At 70.7% G+C, this 20,065-nt stretch carries 20 protein-coding genes; 17 read left to right on the plus strand and 3 right to left on the minus strand.

Annotated elements, in window-relative coordinates:
- Nucleotides 1-43 precede the first annotated feature (43 nt).
- From ACFWN7_RS02730 to ACFWN7_RS02745, 4 genes are all read left to right on the plus strand, one after another.
- Nucleotides 44-1,369 carry a M50 family metallopeptidase gene (locus ACFWN7_RS02730; RefSeq protein ID WP_376937148.1) on the plus strand — a complete coding sequence of 442 codons (1,326 nt, stop codon included), beginning with the start codon at nt 44-46 and terminating at the stop codon, nt 1,367-1,369.
- A 118-nt stretch (nt 1,370-1,487) separates the two neighbouring features.
- Complete coding sequence (locus ACFWN7_RS02735; protein ID WP_376937149.1) at nt 1,488-2,729, plus strand: sensor histidine kinase; 1,242 nt, start codon at nt 1,488-1,490, stop codon at nt 2,727-2,729.
- Nucleotides 2,726-3,388, plus strand: a complete 663-nt coding sequence (locus ACFWN7_RS02740) for a response regulator (RefSeq protein ID WP_376937150.1) — start codon at nt 2,726-2,728, stop codon at nt 3,386-3,388. The genes ACFWN7_RS02735 and ACFWN7_RS02740 overlap by 4 nt, the downstream gene beginning before the upstream one ends.
- A 179-nt stretch (nt 3,389-3,567) precedes the next feature.
- The gene (locus tag ACFWN7_RS02745) at nt 3,568-3,945 is read left to right on the plus strand and encodes an SHOCT domain-containing protein (RefSeq protein ID WP_376937151.1); all 378 of its coding nucleotides are present in this window, start codon (nt 3,568-3,570) and stop codon (nt 3,943-3,945) included.
- Between the two features lie 170 nt (nt 3,946-4,115).
- Here ACFWN7_RS02745 and ACFWN7_RS02750 read toward each other — a convergent pair whose 3' ends face one another.
- On the minus strand, nt 4,116-5,300 hold the full coding sequence (locus tag ACFWN7_RS02750) for an acetyl-CoA C-acetyltransferase (RefSeq protein ID WP_376937152.1): 1,185 nt from the start codon (nt 5,298-5,300) through the stop codon (nt 4,116-4,118).
- A 215-nt stretch (nt 5,301-5,515) separates the two neighbouring features.
- Here ACFWN7_RS02750 and ACFWN7_RS02755 point away from each other — a divergent pair, with 215 nt between their 5' ends.
- From ACFWN7_RS02755 to ACFWN7_RS02780, 6 genes are all read left to right on the plus strand, one after another.
- Nucleotides 5,516-6,262, plus strand: a complete 747-nt coding sequence (locus tag ACFWN7_RS02755) for a 3-hydroxybutyrate dehydrogenase (protein ID WP_376937153.1) — start codon at nt 5,516-5,518, stop codon at nt 6,260-6,262.
- A gap of 121 nt (nt 6,263-6,383) precedes the next feature.
- A complete protein-coding gene (locus tag ACFWN7_RS02760) occupies nt 6,384-7,157 on the plus strand; it encodes a CoA transferase subunit A (protein WP_376937154.1) in 774 nt (257 codons plus the stop codon).
- Between the two features lies 1 nt (nt 7,158).
- Complete coding sequence (locus tag ACFWN7_RS02765; protein WP_376937155.1) at nt 7,159-7,800, plus strand: CoA transferase subunit B; 642 nt, start codon at nt 7,159-7,161, stop codon at nt 7,798-7,800.
- Nucleotides 7,801-7,976: 176 nt separating this feature from the next.
- On the plus strand, nt 7,977-8,711 hold the full coding sequence (locus ACFWN7_RS02770) for a hypothetical protein (protein WP_376937156.1): 735 nt from the start codon (nt 7,977-7,979) through the stop codon (nt 8,709-8,711).
- A 372-nt stretch (nt 8,712-9,083) separates the two neighbouring features.
- Nucleotides 9,084-9,287, plus strand: coding sequence for a hypothetical protein (locus ACFWN7_RS02775; RefSeq protein WP_376937157.1), 204 nt, complete (start codon nt 9,084-9,086; stop codon nt 9,285-9,287).
- A gap of 7 nt (nt 9,288-9,294) precedes the next feature.
- The gene (locus tag ACFWN7_RS02780; RefSeq protein ID WP_376937158.1) at nt 9,295-9,672 is read left to right on the plus strand and encodes an alpha/beta fold hydrolase; all 378 of its coding nucleotides are present in this window, start codon (nt 9,295-9,297) and stop codon (nt 9,670-9,672) included.
- Between the two features lie 210 nt (nt 9,673-9,882).
- Here ACFWN7_RS02780 and ACFWN7_RS02785 read toward each other — a convergent pair whose 3' ends face one another.
- Nucleotides 9,883-11,208, minus strand: coding sequence for a DUF222 domain-containing protein (locus ACFWN7_RS02785; RefSeq protein ID WP_376937159.1), 1,326 nt, complete (start codon nt 11,206-11,208; stop codon nt 9,883-9,885).
- Nucleotides 11,209-11,516: 308 nt separating this feature from the next.
- Between ACFWN7_RS02785 and ACFWN7_RS02790 the strand changes: the two genes are divergently transcribed.
- The 4 genes from ACFWN7_RS02790 (at nt 11,517) to ACFWN7_RS02805 (ending at nt 13,813) form a co-directional block, all read left to right on the plus strand.
- The gene (locus ACFWN7_RS02790) at nt 11,517-11,693 is read left to right on the plus strand and encodes a hypothetical protein (RefSeq protein WP_376937160.1); all 177 of its coding nucleotides are present in this window, start codon (nt 11,517-11,519) and stop codon (nt 11,691-11,693) included.
- Entirely contained in the window at nt 11,690-12,259 is a 570-nt protein-coding gene (locus ACFWN7_RS02795) for a hypothetical protein (protein ID WP_376937161.1), read from the plus strand. The genes ACFWN7_RS02790 and ACFWN7_RS02795 overlap by 4 nt, the downstream gene beginning before the upstream one ends.
- A gap of 106 nt (nt 12,260-12,365) precedes the next feature.
- Nucleotides 12,366-13,496, plus strand: a complete 1,131-nt coding sequence (gene ispG, locus ACFWN7_RS02800) for a flavodoxin-dependent (E)-4-hydroxy-3-methylbut-2-enyl-diphosphate synthase (RefSeq protein WP_376937162.1) — start codon at nt 12,366-12,368, stop codon at nt 13,494-13,496.
- A 107-nt stretch (nt 13,497-13,603) separates the two neighbouring features.
- The gene (locus tag ACFWN7_RS02805; protein WP_376937163.1) at nt 13,604-13,813 is read left to right on the plus strand and encodes a hypothetical protein; all 210 of its coding nucleotides are present in this window, start codon (nt 13,604-13,606) and stop codon (nt 13,811-13,813) included.
- A gap of 9 nt (nt 13,814-13,822) precedes the next feature.
- On the opposite strand, the gene ACFWN7_RS02810 is transcribed toward ACFWN7_RS02805, so the two are convergent.
- The gene (locus ACFWN7_RS02810) at nt 13,823-15,256 is read right to left on the minus strand and encodes an RNB domain-containing ribonuclease (protein WP_376937164.1); all 1,434 of its coding nucleotides are present in this window, start codon (nt 15,254-15,256) and stop codon (nt 13,823-13,825) included.
- 145 nt (nt 15,257-15,401) lie between these two features.
- Here ACFWN7_RS02810 and ACFWN7_RS02815 point away from each other — a divergent pair, with 145 nt between their 5' ends.
- The 3 genes from ACFWN7_RS02815 to ACFWN7_RS02825 all read left to right on the plus strand — a co-directional run.
- On the plus strand, nt 15,402-15,995 hold the full coding sequence (locus ACFWN7_RS02815) for a PadR family transcriptional regulator (protein ID WP_376937165.1): 594 nt from the start codon (nt 15,402-15,404) through the stop codon (nt 15,993-15,995).
- A 38-nt stretch (nt 15,996-16,033) separates the two neighbouring features.
- Nucleotides 16,034-17,800 (plus strand): proline--tRNA ligase, encoded by a 1,767-nt coding sequence (locus tag ACFWN7_RS02820; protein WP_376937166.1) that lies wholly within the window; start codon nt 16,034-16,036, stop codon nt 17,798-17,800.
- Nucleotides 17,801-17,935: 135 nt separating this feature from the next.
- Nucleotides 17,936-20,065 (plus strand): PhoX family protein (locus ACFWN7_RS02825; RefSeq protein ID WP_376937167.1); only part of this gene is annotated, 2,130 nt, incomplete at its 3' end.

The raw sequence follows: 20,065 nt of genomic DNA on the forward strand, positions 1-20,065 counted from the left end.
GCCGACACAGCGCACTCGAAGCCTGCGGCAGTACGCTGACGACGTGGATTCCGTGCTCGCCTTCATCCTCGGCGTCGTCATCATCGCGATCGGCCTCGCCGTGTCGATCGGCCTGCACGAGATCGGCCACCTCGTGCCCGCCAAGCTCTTCGGCGTCAAGGTGACCCAGTACATGATCGGCTTCGGGCCCACGATCTGGTCGAAGCGCCGGGGCGAGACCGAGTACGGCGTGAAGGCCATTCCGCTGGGCGGCTACATCTCGATGATCGGCATGTTCCCACCCGCCAAGGGCGAGCAGGCGAAGGCCGACTCGACTGGCTTCCTCCGCGGGCTCGTGCAGGATGCGCGCGACTCCAGCACCGAGTCGATCACCGCCGGCGACGAGCATCGCGCGTTCTACCGGCTTCCGGTGTGGAAGCGCATCATCATCATGTTCGGCGGGCCGCTCATGAACCTCGTGCTCGCGGTGGTGCTCTTCGGGGTGCTGCTGGTGGGCTTCGGCGTCGCGCAACCCTCCACGACGATCGGCGCGGTGTCCGAGTGTGCGCTGCCGGCGACCAGCGAGCGCCAGACCTGCGAGCCCGGCGACCCGGCGGCACCCGGCGCGGCGGCGGGCTTCGAGCCGGGCGACCGCATCGTCTCGGTGGCGGGCGAGCCGATCGACAGCTGGAACGAGTCGACGGCGATCATCCGCGACCACCCCGACGAGCAGGTCGAGCTCGTCGTGGTCCGCGACGGCGAGGAGGTCGCCCTCACCGTGACGCCGATGCTGAGCGAACGGTACGCGACCGACGACGACGGCCGGCCCGTGACGGATGCCGCGGGCGACCCGGTCACCGTGCAGGTCGGCTTCGTGGGCATCAGTCCGGCCACCGAAACGGTGCAGCAGCCCCCCACCGCGGTGCTCCCCGTCGTCGGTGACAGTGTTGCCGGCGTCGCCGGAATCATCCTGAACCTGCCCCAACGCATGGTCGATGTCGCGAATGCGGCGTTCGGACCCGAGGAGCGCGACCCGAACGGGCCCATCTCGGTGGTCGGCGTCGGCCGAGTGGCAGGCGAGATCGCGAGCCTCGACGAGATCCCGCTCGCCTCCAAGGCCGCGGGGCTCGTCGGCATCCTCGCATCGCTGAACATCGCGCTGTTCGTCTTCAACCTCGTCCCGCTCCTCCCGCTCGACGGCGGCCACATCGCGGGGGCCCTCTGGGAAGCGATCCGTCGCGGCTTCGCGAAGCTGTTCCGGCGCCCCGACCCGGGCCCCGTCGACCTCGCGAAGCTCATGCCGCTCACGCTCGCCGTCGTGGTGGTGCTCGGCGGCATGAGCGCGCTGCTGATCTACGCCGACATCGTGAAGCCGGTGCAATTGTTCTGACGCCGGTGCTCCCGGGGGAGGCCGGTACTCCCGGGGGAGGCCGGTACTCCCGGGGGAGTAGGTGCTGAGCCTCCGTCGGGCCGATCCAGCACGGATGCCGCGGCGATACGATCGGGGAATGCCTGTCACCCCACGGCACGAGCCGCCCTCGTGGGAAGGGCCGCGCGACGGGCACTCGTACGCGCCGTGGAGCACCCCGCCCGGACGGTGGGGCGGCCCGCCCGGACCGCCCTGGAACTCGAGTCGTGCAGGGCCGCCCGCCATCGTCGTGCTGCTCGTCCCCGTCGTCATCAGCTTCCTCGTGCAGGTGCCGGCCGCGATCGGCATCGCCGTGTGGCAGCACGCCGGATGGGCCGCCGGCCTCGGCCAGGTCGCGCTCGCCGCGGCAGGGCCGCTCGCCCTCCTCGGCGCGCGCCGGTTCCCGGGCCCGACGGTCGCGTTCGTCGCGGCCGCCGCGCTCGCCGACCTGCTGTTCACGCCCGAGGCCGGCCCGCCGTACGTCGCCCTGGCGTTCGCGATCGTGCTGGCCGTCGTCCGCGGAGCAGTCGTCTGGGCGGTCGTGTCGGTCCTCGTCGCGTGGGTGGCCGCGATCGCGCTCGGCGCGGTGATCGGGCTGTCGTGGCATCCGTTCCGCATCGCCCTCACGACCGTGCTGTTGGCCGTGTGCTTCGCCATCGGCGCGTTCATCCGCGTGCGGCGGGTGCATGCCGCCGAGTACCGGGCCGAGGCGGCCAGGCGGCGGCAGACCGCCGAGGAGCGCGAACGGGTGCGCATCGCCCGTGAGCTCCACGACGTCATCGGGCACGCGCTGTCGCAGATCAACGTGCAGGCGAGCGTCGGCCTGCACCTCATGGATCGCGATCCCGAACAGGCCCGCACGGCGCTCGGCAGCATCAAGGACACGTCGAAGGCCGCCCTCGAGGAGGTGCGCAGCGTGCTCGGGGTGATCAGGAACGAGGCGGATGCGCCGCTCGCACCGCAGGCCGAACTCGCCGAACTGCCGCGCCTCATGGCGGGCGTGCGCTCGCCGGGCTTCGACGTCGAACTCATCGATCGGCTCGAGGAGACGCCGGGTCGCGCGGTGCAGTTCGCGGCATTCCGCATCGCGCAGGAGGCGCTCACGAACGTCGTGCGGCACGCTGACGCCACCCGTGCCGTCGTCGCCGTCGAGCGGCTCGGCGACGAGCTGCTGCTCACCGTCGACGACGACGGACGCGGCAGCCGCGGCGCGGCCGAGGGCAGCGGCATCCTCGGCATGCGGGAGCGCGCCGCCCTGCTCGGCGGCTCCGTCGAGGTCGGCCCGTCGCCGCGCGGCGGCACGCGCGTCACGGCGCGCCTTCCGTGGGGAGCGACGGCATGATCCGGGTCGCGCTCGCCGACGACCAGGTGCTCGTGCGGGCCGGGTTCCGTGCGCTCCTCGAGGCGGAGGACGACCTCGAGGTCGTGGGGGAGGCGTCGACCGGCGAGGAGCTCCTCGCGCTGGTGCGGCGCGAACCGGTCGACGTGGTGCTCATGGACATCCGGATGCCGGGCGGTGACGGCCTCTGGGCCACCGAGCAGATCGCCGCCGACCCGGCGCTGGCCGGCGTGCACGTCGTCATCGTCACGACGTTCGAGCTCGACGAGTACGTGGCCCGGGCGGTGCGCGCGGGCGCCGGCGGGTTCCTCGTGAAGGACACCGAGCCCGTCGACCTCCTCCGCGCCGTGCGGGTCGTCGCGAGCGGCGAGGCGCTGCTCTCGCCGGGGGTCACGAAGCGGCTGCTCGAACGCATGGCCGTCGGCCTCCGCGATGCGCCCGACGAGGAGCGCCTCGCGGCCCTCACCGACCGGGAGCGCGAGGTGCTCCGGCTCGTCGGGCACGGGCTGACGAACGACGAGATCGCGGCACGTCTCGTGCTGAGCCCGCTCACCGCGAAGACGCACGTCTCGCGCATCATGGCGAAGTTGCATGCCCGCGACCGGGTCCACCTCGTGGTGGTGGCGTACGAGTCGGGCCTCGTCGCGCCCGGCTGGCAGTAGCGCCGGTCGCGGCAGCCGGCCGCGGCATCCGACCGCGACATCCGGCCGCGACATCCGGCGGCGACATCCGGCGGCGACATCCGGCGGCGACATCCGGCGGCGACATCCGGCGGCGACATCCGTGCCTCGCACTGCTCCCGGCGGAGCAGTCGAAGTGCCTCCCACCGGCGGATTCGCGGATGCCGCCGCCGCACGAGCATGGCATCGACGGCCCATTCCGGGGCCGCACGAACACGGGAGACACCATGCTCGCCACCCTCACCACCACCGCGGTGGCCACCCACACCGGCCCGTGGGCCGCCGGATTCGGATGGGTCTTCTTCCTCATCCCGATCTTCTGGATCCTCGTCATCGGGCTGATCATCTTCCTGGTCACCCGCAACCGGCGTCGCTACTGGGCGCACGGCGGCCCCGACGGGTCGTACGGCCCGCCGTGGATGCGTGGCGGCCCGAGCGCCGAGTCGACGCTCTCCGAGCGGTTCGCGAAGGGCGACATCGACGAGACCGAGTACCGCGCACGCCTCGAGGTGCTGCGCGCGAACCGGCCGAACGCCTGAGCGGCGGACGGCAGGGCGGATGCCGCGGCGCCGGCTCGCGGCATCCGCCTCTGTGACATCCGCCCTTGCCGGGTCGTGCCACTGCAGGAAGAACCCGATACCGTGCGGCGTGTCGCGCGGCGACGCGCCGAGTGGAGTCGGATTCTTCCTGCAGCAGTCGCCCGCCGCGCTCAGCGCGAGAGCAGGAGCGCCTCGCCCTGGCCGCCGCCGCCGCAGAGCGCGACCGCCGCCTTGCCGCCGCCGCGGCGGGAGAGCTCGAGCGCGGCGTGCAGGGCGAGTCGTGCGCCGGACGCCCCGATGGGGTGTCCGAGCGCGATGGCCCCGCCGTGCACGTTGACGCGATCGGCCGGCAGTCCGAGGTCTCGCATCGACTGGAGCGACACGGCGGCGAACGCCTCGTTGATCTCGACGAGGTCGAGGTCGCCGGCCTCGCCGCCGTCTTTCTCGAGCGCCGCGGCGATGGCGTTGGCGGGCTGGGAGTGCAGCGAGTTGTCGGGTCCGGCGACCTGCCCGGCGGCGCCCACGACGGCGAGCCACGCCAGGCCGCGCTCCTCGGCCCACTCACGGCTTGCGACGACCACGGCAGCGGCGCCGTCGGAGAGCGGCGACGAGTTGCCGGCCGTGATCGAGCCGTCTTCGGCGAACGCCGGCCGGAGCTTCGAGAGCACCTCGACGGTGGAGTCGGGGCGTACGCCCTGGTCTTCCGCGACGACCACGGGGTCGCCCTTGCGCTGGGGGATCTCGACGGGCACGATCTCGTCGGCGAAGACGCCCGAGGCCTGGGCGCCGCCGGCACGCACGTGCGACGCGGCGGCGATCTCGTCTTGTTCGGCGCGGGTCATGCCGTAGCGGGCGTTGAACCGCTCGGTCGACGCGCCCATGGAGGCGTGGTCGAACGCGTCGGTCAGGCCGTCGTTGGCGGCGTGGTCGAGCATCTCGACGCTGCCGTACGGGTAGCCCTTGCGCGATCCGGGCATGAGCAGCGGCGCCTGCGTCATCGACTCCTGGCCGCCGGCCACGACGACGGATGCCTCGCCGAGGCGGATGAGGCGTGCGGCATCCGTGATGGCGACGAGGCCCGACAGGCAGACCTTGTTCACCGTCGTCGCCGGCACGCGCCACGGGATGCCCGCGGCGACGGCGGACTGCTTCGCGGGGTTCTGGCCCGCACCCGCCTGGAGCACCTGGCCCATGATCACGGCGTCCACGTCGTCGGCGGCGACCCCGGCCCGCTCGAGCGCGCCGCGGATGGCGACGGTGCCGAGTTCGACCGCTGTCTGCGCCGCGAGATTTCCGTTGATGCGGGCGAACGGGGTGCGTGCTCCAGCGATGATGACGACGTCGGGGGTGCTCATCGGTGTCGGACTCCTTCGTCTTCGTGGGGGGATCGCCCCTCTGGAAGTCTATGTCGGCCGGGCTGGACGGACGCCGACGGCCTGGACGAGCGGGTTGTGCATTTCCGCACGTGGATGCTGCACATCTCGTTATTGTCGGTGCGTTCGTGCATAATGCAGACTCGGATTCGGCCGGCCCTGCCGCCGAGCCGCACGACGAGGTGGAGGAGTCACCCATGGCTGGATTCGAGGGTCGGCGGGTGCTGGTCACCGGCGGGGCGAGCGGCATCGGGCGCGCGTGCGCCGAAGCCTTCGCGACGCGCGGTGCCACGGTCGTCGTGGCCGACGTCGACGCAGACCAGGCGAACGCGACCGCGGAGGCGATCGGAGGCGAGGCGTGGCCCGTCGACCTCGCCGACACCGCCGCCCTCGCCGATCTGTCCCTCGACGCCGACATCCTCGTCAACAACGCCGGCATCCAGCACGTGCGCCCGATCGAGGACTTCGAGCCCGACCGGTTCTCGCTCATCCTCCGCATCATGCTCGAGGCGCCGTTCCTGCTCATCCGTGCAGCCCTGCCCGGCATGTACGCACGCGGCTTCGGCCGCATCATCAACGTCTCGAGCGTGCACGGCCTGCGCGCGTCGGCATTCAAGTCGGCGTACGTGGCCGCGAAGCACGGGCTCGAGGGCCTCTCGAAGGTCACCGCACTCGAGGGCGGCGGGCACGGCGTCACCTCGAACTGCATCAACCCCGGGTACGTGCGCACGCCGCTCGTCGAGAAGCAGCTCGCCGACCAGGCGCGGGTGCACGGCATCCCCGAGGCGGAGGTGCTGTCGCAGATCATGCTCACGGAGACGGCGGTGTGCCGACTCGTGGAGCCCGCGGAGGTGGCGAGCCTCGCGCTCTGGATCGCCGGCCCGGACGCCGGAATGGTCACGGGCGCCAGCTACACCATGGACGGCGGATGGAGCGCGAGATGAGTGCGGCGCCCGTGCCGCCAGCCCGACGCGATGTGATCGCCGGGTCGGCCTCGGACACAGGTAGCGTGATCCCTGTGATCCGTGCCCGCATCGAGGCGGCGGATATACAGGAAGGTGCATCGTGACTCTCGACAAGGTCGTCGGGTCCGCCCAGGAGGCGGTCGCCGACATCCCCGCCGGGGCCAGTCTCGCCGTCGGCGGGTTCGGTCTCTGCGGCATCCCGATGGTGTTGATCCGGGCGCTGCACGACGCAGGAGTCGACGGTCTCTCCGTCGTCTCGAACAACTGCGGCGTCGACGACTGGGGCCTCGGCGTGCTGCTCGCCGACCAGCGGATCGCGAAGATGACGTCGTCGTACGTCGGCGAGAACAAGGAGTTCGAGCGGCAGTACCTCTCGGGCGAGCTCGAGCTCGAGCTCACCCCGCAGGGCACGCTCGCCGAGAAGCTCCGGGCCGGCGGCAGCGGTATCGCCGCCTTCTACACCCAGACCGGCGTCGGCACCCAGGTCGCCGAGGGCGGCCTGCCGCGTCGGTACCACGCCGACGGGTCGGTCGCGGTATCGAGTCCGGCAAAGCCGGTGCAGACGTTCACGGTGCGCGGCCAGGAGCGCGAGTTCGTGCTCGAGGAGGCGATCACCACCGACTTCGCCCTCGTGCACGCCCTGAAGGGCGACCGGCACGGCAACCTCGTGTTCGACAAGTCCGCACGCAACTTCTCGCCGCTCGCCGCGATGGCCGGACGCGTGTGCATCGCCCAGGTCGAGGAGCTCGTCGAGCCGGGCGAGATCGACCCCGACCATGTGCACGTGCCCGGGGTGTTCGTCGATCGCGTCGTCGTCGTCGGACCCGACATCGAGAAGCGCATCGAACGCCGCACCGTGCGGGAGGGGAACTGACATGGCGCTCACGAGACTCGAGATGGCGGCGCGCGCGGCGAAGGAGCTGCCCGACGGCGCCTACGTCAACCTCGGCATCGGCCTGCCCACGCTCGTGCCGAACTACGTGCCCGACGAGGTCACGGTCGTGCTGCAGTCCGAGAACGGCATCCTCGGCGTCGGTCCGTACCCGACCGAGGCCGAGATCGATCCCGACCTGATCAACGCCGGCAAGGAGACGGTCACGGTGCTTCCCGGTGCCGCCTACTTCGACTCGGCGACGAGCTTCGGCATGATCCGCGGCGGCAAGATCAACGCGGCGATCCTCGGCGCCATGCAGGTGTCGGCCGCGGGCGACCTGGCCAACTGGATGATCCCCGGCAAGATGGTGAAGGGCCCCGGCGGCGCGATGGACCTCGTGCACGGCGCCCAGCGGGTGATCGTGCTCATGGAGCACGTCGCGAAGGACGGCTCGGCGAAGATCGTGAACGAGTGCTCGCTGCCCCTCACCGGGCGGGCCGTCGTGCACCGCATCATCACCGACCTCGCCGTCATCGATGTCACGCCCGAGGGGCTCCGGCTCGTGGAGCTCGCCCCCGGCGTCACGGTCGACGAGGTCGTCGCGGCGACCGAGCCGCCGCTGGACACGAAGTGGGTCTCGTAGTCGGCCCGGCGATCGACGAGCGCCGCCGAAGGCGACGCTACTCGAGATCTGCAACGCTTGAGCGGATGCTCCGAGACGGAATCGTGATGCGGCGCGGCACCTCCGGGTGTCGCGCCGCAGGCATGATCGTCAGAGACGTCCTCCGAGGACGTCGACGATCCAGACTCAGGAGTCCGATGACCCGAACCATCCGCGCCAGTGCCCTTCCCGCCGCCGCGATCATCCTCGCGCTGACCCTCACGGGATGCGTCGGCCAATCGTCCCCTCGGGACACGGCCGCACCCTCGACGCAGGCCTCTGAGCCGAGCCCGGCGCCGAGCACCGTACCCGCGGAGCCGGCGATCGCGTCGATCGTCGTGCGCCCCGAGCAGCTTGACCTGGAGGACGGCTCGGGTGTCGTCGTGCGGACGCTCTCGTACGACCTGGCCGCCGAGGAGTTCGTCGCGGAGCTGAGCGAGGTCTTCGGTGGCGAGCCCACGGTCGAGGAGTACCCGGGGTCGTGCTGCGAATCTCGGCCTGCGACGCGGTACCGGTGGGACGAGTTCCAGGTTTCCGACGATCACATGGGTCACTTCGCCGATGACGACCACTCCGCGTGGATCCCCGATGAGGGGCCCGATTACGCGGACATGAATCTGGAGGTGCAGCTCACCGGCCCAACGGTGCGAGGCATCACCATGACGACGGCACCCGGGTTCGAGGTCGGGGACGACGTCGGCGAGCTCGCCGGACGGTTGGGCGAGCCGTACGACGTCAACGGCTACGTCGAGGTGCCCGTCGAGACCGGCGCCGAGCTCGGGCCGTCCGAGGTCGCGGGCAAGACCAACGGCTACTCCGTCGTGATCTGGAAGAACGGCGCCGAAGGTTTCCGCCTCGTCGCTCCCGTCAACATCGGCGTCGCGCGCAACTAAGGTCGTGCGGAGGGTTTCCTCCGAGCAGGAATCGTGATTCGGCGGGCACCCCGGGGTGCTGCGCCGTAGCCATGATGGGAAGCGGCGTTGTTCAGGACGCCGACGAATCGGAACAGGGGTCCGATGACCCGAACGCTCCGCGCCGGCACCCTCACCCCGCCGCGCTCGTCGCCATGCTCGCCCTGAGCGGATCCGTCGCCCTCGCGCCGAGCCCGTCGATCCGCTCACGACCGTGACGGAGCTCGTCGCGCGCCCCGACTCGTAGGAACTCCGCGACTCCGCAGGCTTCGCCGTCGCAAACCTCGACTACCTGTCCGCTCCCGCCGACGCGGTGGCCGCGCTCACGGTCTTCGGACTCGCGCCCGTCGATCGATGGTCGAAGGTGGGAACCACTTCCCTCCCCGCACCCTGCACCAGTGGGCCGGAGTCGAGCCGTGGGAACAGCGATACGTCGATCGATGGGAGGGCGTCGTCACCGAGCTCTCGCTGGAGCGTCCGGCGTTCGCGGTCAGATTCACCGCCGCCACGGCTCGCGAGGTCTCGCTGTCCACGGCGGAGGGCCACGACCTCGCCTGAAGCTGGGATGAGCTCGTCGTTGTGCCGGATCTTCGGCAGGATCCCTCGGGATGCTCAGGACCGTTATCTCGAGTATGTCGAGAAGTCCCGCGAGGCCGTCGGGGCACCCGGCACCGTGAAGATCCTCGTCGAGTTCCGCGCGAGCGAGGACTCCTCGACGATCGCGTCGATCGAAGCACCCGTTCCGGGCGACGACGTGGCGCCGCCGCAGCCGATGATCGCGCAGACCCGCTCGGTGCTCGACCGCTACGCCGCCACCGGTGGCGGCGTCACGGAGCTCGAGCTCGACGACTGCGGACACTCGCCGCATCTCGAACACCCCGCGGCGTTCCGCGAGGCGCTGCTGGCGCTCATCGAGAGCGCCGATCGCTTCGACGTCGCCTGAGGAGACCAGCCTCCGACATGCGATGGCGGTGTGCCGGCGACATCGCCGACCTGCCGCGCAACACCTACTCGTTCCGTCGCGGCGGCTTCTCGGCAGCTCACGGCTCCGCTGTCGGGAGACATGGCATCGACCACCGGTAACGGTATGCCGTCGGCGGCTCCCGAATGGACCTGCGTGCAGCGAGCACGTGGCCGGTTCCGGTGGGCCTGTTCAGAAGGGCGGGATCTGGGTGTAGCTGCGGCCGGTGGGACTTCGCCATGTGGTGGTGCCATTGCGGGGCTTCTCGATGATGAATCGCGTGGCGTGTTTGAGGCGATGGTCGCCACGGCAGGTCGGGGCGAGATTCTCGTCGTTCGTGACGCCGCCCGCCGCCCAGTCGAGCACATGGTCGATGTCGGCGGTCGCCGCGAGCCGATCGCAGCCGGGCCGGGAGCAACGGCCGTGGGTGAGTGCGAGCCAGACTCTCTGCGCGTTCGTCGGCCGGTAATGGCTGCGGTCGAGTGCGAGCGGGGCGGCGGTGATCGGATCGACCGCGAGGCGGAGGAACGCGGGCGCGTCGGCGAACAGTCGGCGGGCGGTGGCGAGATCGACCGGCCCGACCCCGTCGAGGGTCGCCGGTTCGCTGCCGGCGCCGGCAAGGCTCAGCAACGGGATCGTGACGATGACCTCGGCGCGGGCGGCGGTCGGCGTGCCATCACCCGCCAGCCAGGCGACGGCGGCACCGGCGCGCAACTGGTCGAGGGTGCGTACGTCACCGGCCACGCCGACGTCACGGCGAGCGGTCGCGTCGAGCCGTGACCACAGGCGTGCCGCTTCGACCGAGCTCGTGTACACGCTCACCCACGCCATCCCGTCATCGACGTGCTCGACCACGACTCGTCGTTGCGCGTAGGCCCGGGTGTGCCGTGCCTCGAGGTGCTCGCGCTCGAGTTTCGCCCCGATGGCGCGGGCCCGCTGCCGGAGCCGGGAGGTGGACACCGTACCGATCACCGCTGCGAACGCCACGTCGGCCTCTGCCAGTCGAGCGTCACCGGGATCGAAACCGGCGACCGTGTCGACCGCGACTCGGGCATCGACGTAGGGGGCCGCGCCATCGGCGAAACGGGCCCACACCGACGGCAACCGTTCCTGCAGCACCGTCGCCTCGTGCGCGCGAGTGCGGATCGTGCCCGCCGGAACGTGCAGCCGCATCGACAACTCGGCCGCCGCCGCCCGCACCGCCAACTCCGCTGCATCCGACCCGGCCGCCGCGTTCGCACGCAGATACAGGCCCGGGTTCCGAGCCGCGATCGCGAGCGCCTCGCGCACCGCATCGAGATGCGCGGCCATCGCCCGGTTCACAGCGAACTCAGCCTGCTCGGCCGCGTCCAATGCGGCACACATCACCGCGAACCCATCGAACGACGCCGACCCACCGGAATACTCGAACAACTCCTCGAGCACGTCGACGTCGAGCATGTCGATGTCGGTCGGGTCGACCTCTGACAGCGGGTCTGCCAGCGCGACTTCGCCACCGGGATCGAATGTTTCTGCCATGGTTCGATCATCTCAGCACCCACCGACATCGAAGATGGATTCGGTTCGGAGGTGCGGGCCTGGGACGGCCGGGATCTCGAAACGACACCGCTCACGCGTCGAGCCGGGTCAGCGAGCCGTGCCGGTCCTCGATGCGACCGTGGTGAACTGATCCAAGGGTCGACGGGCGCGGCCAGACGCCGCACGCCATGGGGTGATCCGTCCGCGTTGCGGGATCGTGATGCGGTCCGGCGTAGCGGGGGGTCGCGCCTCAGGCATGATGTGTACGGATGCCGCACAGGGCGGTTCCCGTCCTGATACGGAGCACGATGACCCGACCCCTGCGCGCCGGTGCCCTCACCGCGGCCGCGACCGCACTCGTCCTCGCCCTCACGGGTTGCGTCGGCCCGTCGCCCACGCCCACGCCCACGCCGGATGCCGCGGCGCCGCTCCCTACCGCCACCGCGACGCGACCGCCGAGCCGGTCGACCCGCTCACCACGGTGACCGCACTGGTCGCGCGGCCGGAGGCGCTGGAGCTCCACGATGCCGGCGGCACCGTGGTGGGCTCGCTCGAGTACGCGGGCTCCGTGGACGAGGCCCTCGCCGCGCTCACCGCGGTGCTCGGTGGACCGCCGGAGGAGGAACCTTACGATGCCGGCAACCACAATGCGGCAGGGGTCATGCACATCTGGGACGATGCGTTGAAGGTCGACGAGATCCACTACGGCGAGGGCGTGGCCCGCCTCGGCGATGCGACGGTGGGCGCACCCGACTTCCGGGTCTACTTCGATCAGGTCGAGGTGCGCGGCAAGGAGCTCGTCACCAGGGACGGGGTCCACGTCGGAGACGCCTTCGATGCGCTCGGCGACCGAATCGATCCCGACCTCTGGACATGTTCCGGATGGGCGGTCGAGCACGTCGAGGTCCCCGATCCGCAGGTCGGAGCCGCGAAGTACGGCGTGGGCCTTTCGGAGTGGGAGTGGGACGAGACCGCGCAGAACTACGGCACGCAGGTCGACTACGTCGCCTCGGTTTCCGCGCCGGTATCGGTCGCGTCGGGCTGCGTGTGACGCATGAACCGGAGCATGATGTCGCCGACGGCTGCGCCTGACGCGCTCGGCCGTCCGCCTCGATGCGGCGCCGTAGACTGGCATGGTGCCTGCAGTGAATCTCGGAATGCCCAAAGTCCCTGAGGTCTTGGCCCCCCGACGCAAGTCGCGCCAGATCAAGGTGGGCAAGGTGCTCGTCGGCGGCGACGCGCAGATCAGCGTGCAGTCGATGACCACGACGCCGACGCCGAACATCAACGCGACCCTGCAGCAGATCGCCGAGCTCACAGCGTCGGGCTGCGACATCGTGCGCGTCGCCGTGCCGAGCCGCGACGACGCCGAGGCGCTGCCGATCATCGCGAAGAAGAGCCAGATCCCGGTCATCGCCGACATCCATTTCCAGCCGAACTACGTCTACGCCGCGATCGACGCCGGGTGCGCCGCGGTGCGCGTGAACCCCGGCAACATCCGCAAGTTCGACGACCAGGTCGGCGAGATCGCGCGGCGCGCGAAGGCGGCCGACGTCTCCCTCCGCATCGGCGTGAACGCCGGCTCGCTCGACCCCCGCCTGCTGCAGAAGTACGGCAAGGCCACGCCCGAGGCGCTCGTCGAGAGCGCCGTGTGGGAGGCGAGCCTGTTCGAGGAGCACGACTTCCACGACTTCAAGATCTCGGTGAAGCACAACGACCCCATCGTCATGGTGAAGGCCTACCGGCTGCTCGCCGAGCGCGGCGACTGGCCCCTGCACCTCGGCGTGACCGAGGCGGGGCCGAGCTTTCAGGGCACGATCAAGAGCGCGACGGCGTTCGGCATCCTCTTCTCCGAGGGCATCGGCGATACCATCCGCGTCTCCCTCTCCGCCCCGCCGGTCGAGGAGATCAAGGTGGGCCTGCAGATCCTGCAGTCGCTGAACCTCCGCGAGCGCAGGCTCGAGATCGTGTCGTGCCCGTCGTGCGGTCGGGCGCAGGTCGACGTGTACAAGCTCGCCAACGACGTCACCGACGGGCTCGAGGGCATGACCGTGCCGCTGCGCGTCGCCGTGATGGGGTGCGTCGTCAACGGACCGGGTGAGGCACGCGAGGCCGACCTCGGCGTGGCATCCGGCAACGGAAAGGGCCAGATCTTCGTGAAGGGCGAGGTCATCAAGACGGTGCCCGAGTCCGAGATCGTCGAGACGCTCATCGCCGAGGCGAACCGCATCGCCGACGAGATGGGGGCGGATGCCCCGTTGGGCTCCCCCGAGGTGCTCACCCCGTAGCACCTCCGGCGGTTTCGATCGCGCTGACCGGTGGCCGCGTGCGAGCGCCGCGAGTAGGGTGAGCGCACCGGATGCCCCCGCGGCATCCGCTCGGGAAGGGGGCTGCGATGAGCGCCGATGGCACCGACTACGAGTACCCCGACGAGGCCGGGTATCCAGACGGCATGGGCACGCTGCACGAGGGCACGGATGACGCGCCCGACGCCGCGGCGGACGCCGAGCCCGATGCTCCCGAGACCGACGCCGCCGATGCGGACGAGAAGGAGCTCGATCACTTCGCGATGGAGGACGAGGAAGACGACGACGAGGGCGTCTGATCCGGTGGATCAGGCGTCGGCGGGCCGGAACTCCACCGTTCCGGATGGGATGTCCGCACGCATGAGCACGACCGGCATCAGCTCGCCGGGGCGCATGCCGGTCGCGGAGCACGTCGCCGTCACGGCCGGCTCGGCGAGCTGGATCACCGCGCTGCCATTGCGCATCGCGAGCACGGTCGCCGCGAACCGCTCGCCCACGCGGCCCGAGAGCACCGCGGCCTCGACCCGCGCGATCGAGCCGGCGTCGAGTTGCGACGCGCGGCGCGACGAGGCTTCCATCAATCGGGGGAGCTCGTGGAGCGTCTCGCGCGCCCACTGCGGCGCTTCCCGTCCGGCGCTGATCGCCTCGCAGATGACGAGGCCCCAGCGGTCGACGAGGCGCCGAAGCGGCGCGGTGACGTGGGCGTACGGTGCGGCGAGAGCCGACTGCGCGGGATCGGCCGGGACCGCCCCATCCATCGCTGCATACCCCGCTCCGCGGAACAGCGCGCTCGCCGCCTCCATGATCGCCAGGCATACGGGGTCCTCGCGGTCGAGGCCCCGAAGGTACTCGCCGTAGCCGACGGACGCCGGCCATGGGTGTCCGAGCGCGACCGTCTGGGCGCGGAACGCCTGGATCGCGTCGGGCCCCGGCTCGGGCATGGTGCGCAGGATCCCGACGCGAGCCCCGATCATGAGCTCCGCCGCGGCCATGCCGGTCATCAGCGAGAGCTGCGCGTTCCAATCCTCGACCGGGAGGAGGCGCCGCAGCTCGAGGGCGTAGCCCCCATCCTCCGTACGCACGATCTCCTCGTCGGGCACGTTGAGGCTGGCGCCACCGCGCGCCCGTTCCCGTTCGACGCGGAGTCGGCCGACGTCGCGGAGCAGCGAAAGCGACGGGTCGCCGGTGCCATGGTCGATATGCGCCTGCGCCTCGTGGTAGGCGAGTTGCGCGCGCGATCGCACGACCGCGCGTTCGAGGCGGGTGCTCCGCACCGTGCCGTCCGCGTCGAGTTCGAACGACCACACGAAGGCGCTGCGATCGACGCCCGGGAGGAGCGAGGCGCGGTCCTCGCTGAGCACCGGCGGATGCAGGGGGATTCGGCCGTCGGCCGCGTACAGCGTCTGCCCCCGTTCACGAGCCTCGAGGTCGATGGCGCCGCCGGGGCGCACGAAGCCCGGGACATCCGCGATCGCATAATGCACGGCATAGCCGCGTGTGTTCCGTGCGAGGTGGAGCGCCTGATCGAGATCCCTCGATCCTGCAGGGTCGATCGTCACGAAGGGGAGATCGCGTCGGTCGACCTCAGGCGCCGGCGTCGCGGATGCCGCAGCCTCCGCCTCGGCGAGCACCTCGGGCGGGAACTCGATGGGCAGATCGAGCTCAGCCCGAAGTGCGGCGAGCGCCGCGGCGAGCTCGCTCTGCGCGGCCGATGCGGCGATGTGGGCGCGGCGATCGGGCATGGGCTCAGCCTATGGGCGGGTTCAGCGGTCCCGACGGATCGTCCGCGAAGCGATTGACCTGAGGAACATAACGATATATCGTTGACGTATCGCAGAAGTTACGTAATCTCTCCTTCGAGAGCCCGACGAAAGGATGTCTGCGCTCATGCGACGCGAACACCACAACCCCAACTCTTCCCAGAGGCACCCGCACGAGGGTCGATATCACCATGACGGCCACGGATTCCGCGGCGAGCCGTGGGGCGGCTGGGGCGCACCCGGCATGCCGCGCCTCGGCGGATTCGGGGCGCCCGGCGGCCGTCGTCGCGCCAAGGGCGACGTGCGGACGGCCATCCTGTCGCTCCTCGCCGAGGGCCCCTTGAACGGCTACGGCATCATGAAGGCCATCGCCGCGAAGACGCACGATGCGTGGCGTCCCAGCCCGGGCTCGGTCTATCCCACGCTGCAGCAACTCGTCGACGAGGAGCTCATCGCCCCGCGGGGCGAGGGTCGCCGCACCGAGTACGAACTGTCCGACGCGGGGCGCGAGTACATCACCGACCATGCCGAGGAGGTCGCGCAGGCGTGGTCCGACGTGCCGCGTCCGACCGAGTCCGCCGTCGCCCTGTTCGAGAGCGTCCGCAGGCTCATGGGCGTCGTCGGGCAGTTCCGCTATGCGGCGACCGATGCCCAGCGCACCGCGGCGGCCGAGAAGATCGACGAAGCGCGTCGCGCCCTGCACCTCATCCTCGCCGAGTGACGCCGGTCGCGACATCCGGCGCCTCCTAGACTGTTCGGGTGCCCACTCGCCTTTCGAACTACTTCCTCCGCACGCTCCGCGAGGACCCCGCCGACGCGGAGGTCGCGAGCCACCGCCTCCTGGTGCGCGCCGGCTACATCCGCCGGCAGGCGCCCGGGGTGTTCGCGTGGCTCCCGCTCGGCCTGCGTGTGAAGGCGAAGATCGAGGCGATCGTGCGCGAGGAGATGGCGGCGGCGGGCGCGCACGAGGTGCACTTCCCGGCGCTCCTGCCGCGCGAGCCGTATGAGATCAGCAACAGGTGGACGGACTACGGCGAGAACCTCTTCCGGCTGCAGGACCGCAAGGGCGCCGACTACCTGCTCGCGCCGACGCATGAGGAGGTCTTCACCCTGCTCGTGAAAGACCTGTACTCCTCGTACAAGGACCTGCCGCTCACGATCTACCAGATCCAGGACAAGTACCGCGACGAGGCGCGCCCGCGCGCGGGGCTCCTGCGCGGCCGCGAGTTCACGATGAAGGACGCGTACTCGTTCGACGCCTCCGACGTGGGGCTGGACGCGAGCTACCAGGCGCAGCGCGACGCCTACGAGCGCATCTTCACCAGGCTCGGCCTCGAGTACGTCATCGTGAAGGCGGATGCCGGGGCGATGGGCGGCTCGAAGTCGGAGGAGTTCCTGCACCCGACACCGGTCGGCGAGGACACCTTCGTGCGCTCGGCCGGCGGGTACGCCGCCAACATCGAGGCGTTCACGACGGTCGTCCCCGAATCGATCCCGACCGACGACCTGCCTGCCCCGGTGGTGCTCGACTCGCCGGGCACCCCCACGATCGCCACGCTGGTCGACCTGGCGAACAGCGCGTATCCGCGCCCCGACGGCCGCGCCTGGACCGCGGCCGACACCCTCAAGAACGTCGTGCTCGCCGTCACGCACCTCGACGGCACGCGGGAGGTGATCGTGGTCGGCCTGCCCGGCGACCGCGAGGTCGAGTTCAAGCGCGTCGAGGTGGTGTTCGCCCCGTCCGTGGTCGAACCGGCGACCGAGGAGGACTTCGCCGCGCATCCCGGCCTGGTGAAGGGCTACATCGGGCCCTGGTCGGCCACGGGCGCCGTGCTGGGGGAAGGCGGCAGCACCGGGATCCGCTACCTGGTCGACCCGCGCGTGGCCGAGGGCACCGAGTGGATCACGGGCGCCAACCTCGACCAGAAGCACGTCTTCGGCCTGGTTGCGGGGCGCGACTTCGTCGCCGACGGCGTCGTGGAGACCGCCGATGTGAGGGCCGGCGACCCGGCCCCTGACGGCTCGGGACCGGTCGAGCTCGCCCGCGGCATGGAGATCGGGCACGTGTTCCAGCTCGGCCGCAAGTACGCCGAGGCGCTCGGGCTCAAGGTGCTCGATGAGAACGGAAAGCTCGTCACGGTGACGATGGGTTCGTACGGCATCGGCGTGACGCGCATCCTCGCGATCCTCGCCGAGGAGAACCACGACGAGAAGGGCCTGGTCTGGCCCGCGTCGGTGGCGCCGTTCGACGTTCACGTCGTCGCCACCGGCAAGGACCAGGCGGCGTTCGACGCGGCCGAGACGATCGTGGGCGAGCTCGAGGCATCCGGACTCGACGTGCTCTTCGACGACCGCCCGAAGGTCTCGCCGGGCGTGAAGTTCGGCGACGCCGAGCTCATCGGCGTGCCGAAGGTCGTCATCGCCGGTCGCGGCGTGGCCGACGGCGTCGTCGAGGTGTGGCATCGCGCCTCGGGCGACCGGGTGACCGTGCCGATCGACGGGGTCGCCGCGGCCCTGGCCGGCTAGGACCCGACCGCGCGTTGCTCGTTCGGGGTCCAATCGTTCCCCGTGCCGCCACCGCACGTTCACCCACAGGTCGCCGATTCGTCGTCGCTCGTCACGAGCCTCTACGCAGCACGAATCCTGCGAGTGAGGAGCACCATGTCACTGACCGAAGACACCCGCCGTTCCCTTCCGATCATCGACCACGCGAAGGGCAAGCGGTCGCCGGTGACTTGCCGTCTGAAGTGCGCCGACGCATGCCTCGGGCCCGAGTGCAACACGTCGGCCAACCCGCATTTCCGTGACATCGCCTCGGTCGCGCTCTCGCGTCGGGCCCTGCTCGGGCTGGGCGCCGCCGGCGCCATCGGCCTCGCGGTCGGCAACGTCGTCGCACCGTCGGGTGCCGCGCACGCGCACTGGGGCCGTCCGGGTGGAGGCCGTGGCGGGCTCTCGTTCGGTCCGATCGCGCCCGTCGACCGCCTCGTCGACGACGTCACGGTTCCCGACGGGTTCACGTGGCAGCCGATCATCCGCTGGGGCGACCCGCTGTTCTCGTCGACACCGGCGTTCGACTTCGAGAACCAGACCGCCGAGGCGCAGGCCGGCCAGTTCGGCTACAACAACGACTACCTCGACATCATCGTCGACTCGAACGAGAAGAAGGGCGTCCTCGTCACGAACCACGAGTACGTCAATCCGAACATCATGTTCCCGCCGACGAGCGACCCGGCCGAACTGCAGCGGCGCGGTGACATCTACAAGGCCGCGATGGGCATGGCGGTCGTCGAGCTGAAGCGCCGCAGGCGCGGCCAGCCGTGGTCGTACGTCGTCGACGGCAAGCGCTCTCGTCGCGTCACCGTCGAGACCGTGTTCGAGCTCACGGGTCCGGCCGCCGGCAGCGACCTCGTGAAGACGGCGGAGGACCCCGAGGGCCGCTGGGTCAGGGGCACCCTCGGCAACTGCGCAGGCGGGACGACGCCGTGGGGCACGGTGCTCTCGGGCGAGGAGAACTTCAACGGCTACTTCGCCTGGGCCGCGGACACCCCCGAGCAGCGGCGGTACAGCGGCAGCGCCACGACCGCGACCGAGACCGGGTGGGAGACCTACGACCCCCGCTTCGACGCGCACGACCCCGACTACGTGAACGAGCCGAACCGGTTCGGCTACATCGTCGAGATCGACCCCGAGGACCCCGAGTCGACCCCCGTGAAGCACACGGCGATGGGGCGGTTCAAGCACGAGGGCGCCAACGTCATCGTCGGCCGCGACGGACGGGTCGTCGCCTATATGGGCGATGACGAGCGCAACGACTACCTCTACAAGTTCGTGTCGAAGCACCGATTCCGCGGCAACAAGGGCCCGAGCAAGGTGCGTCGGCGGGAGAACATGCGGATCCTCAGCGAGGGGGACCTCTTCGTCGCGCGGTTCTCGGGCAACTCTCCGACCGCGGAGATCACCGGCACGGGTGCCCTCCCGAGCGACGGGGCCTTCGACGGCAGCGGTGAGTGGATCGCCCTCACGCGCGACGGAGAGAGCGTGGTGCCCGGCATGACGACCGAGCAGGTGCTCGTGTACACGCGCCTCGCGGCCGACCTCATGGGTGCCACGAAGATGGATCGACCCGAGGACGTCGAGCCGAACCCCCGCACGGGCAAGGTCTACCTCGCGCTCACCAACAACAGCACGCGCGGCTCGTCCGCGCCCGTCGACGAGGTGAACCCCGTCGCAGGCAACCGCTACGGCCACGTGATCGAGCTCACCGAGATCGAGGGCCAGGCCGGCGAGCGCTTCGGCTGGAGCATCCTGCTGCTCTGCGGCGATCCCGCCACGAACGAGAACACGTACTTCGCCGGGTTCCCCACCGAACTCGTCTCGCCGATCTCCTGCCCCGACAACGTCGCGTTCGACTCCGAGGGCAACCTCTGGATCTCCACCGACGGCCAGCCGGGCACGATCGGCTACAACGACGGGCTCTTCCGGGTTCCGCTCGAGGGGGAGGAGCGCGGCAACGTGCAGCAGTTCCTCGCGGTGCCCCGCGAGTCGGAGACCTGCGGTCCGGTCATCCACGACCGGGAGCAGATGGTGTTCGTGGCAGTGCAGCACCCGGGTGAGAATGGCGCCGTCGGCGCACACACGTCGTTCTTCCCCGATTACGTGCCCGTCCACGGCGGCGGCGCGGTGGCGGGGCCCCCCCCCACGGGGGGGGCGGGGTTAACCCCCGATTTCGCGCCAAGCACCCACGGCCGGGGGGGGGTTGCCCCCCGCCACCCAAAAAACCCCGACCCCAAG

This window comes from Agromyces sp. NPDC058484 (assembly GCF_042720415.1).
Lineage (GTDB): Bacteria > Actinomycetota > Actinomycetes > Actinomycetales > Microbacteriaceae > Agromyces.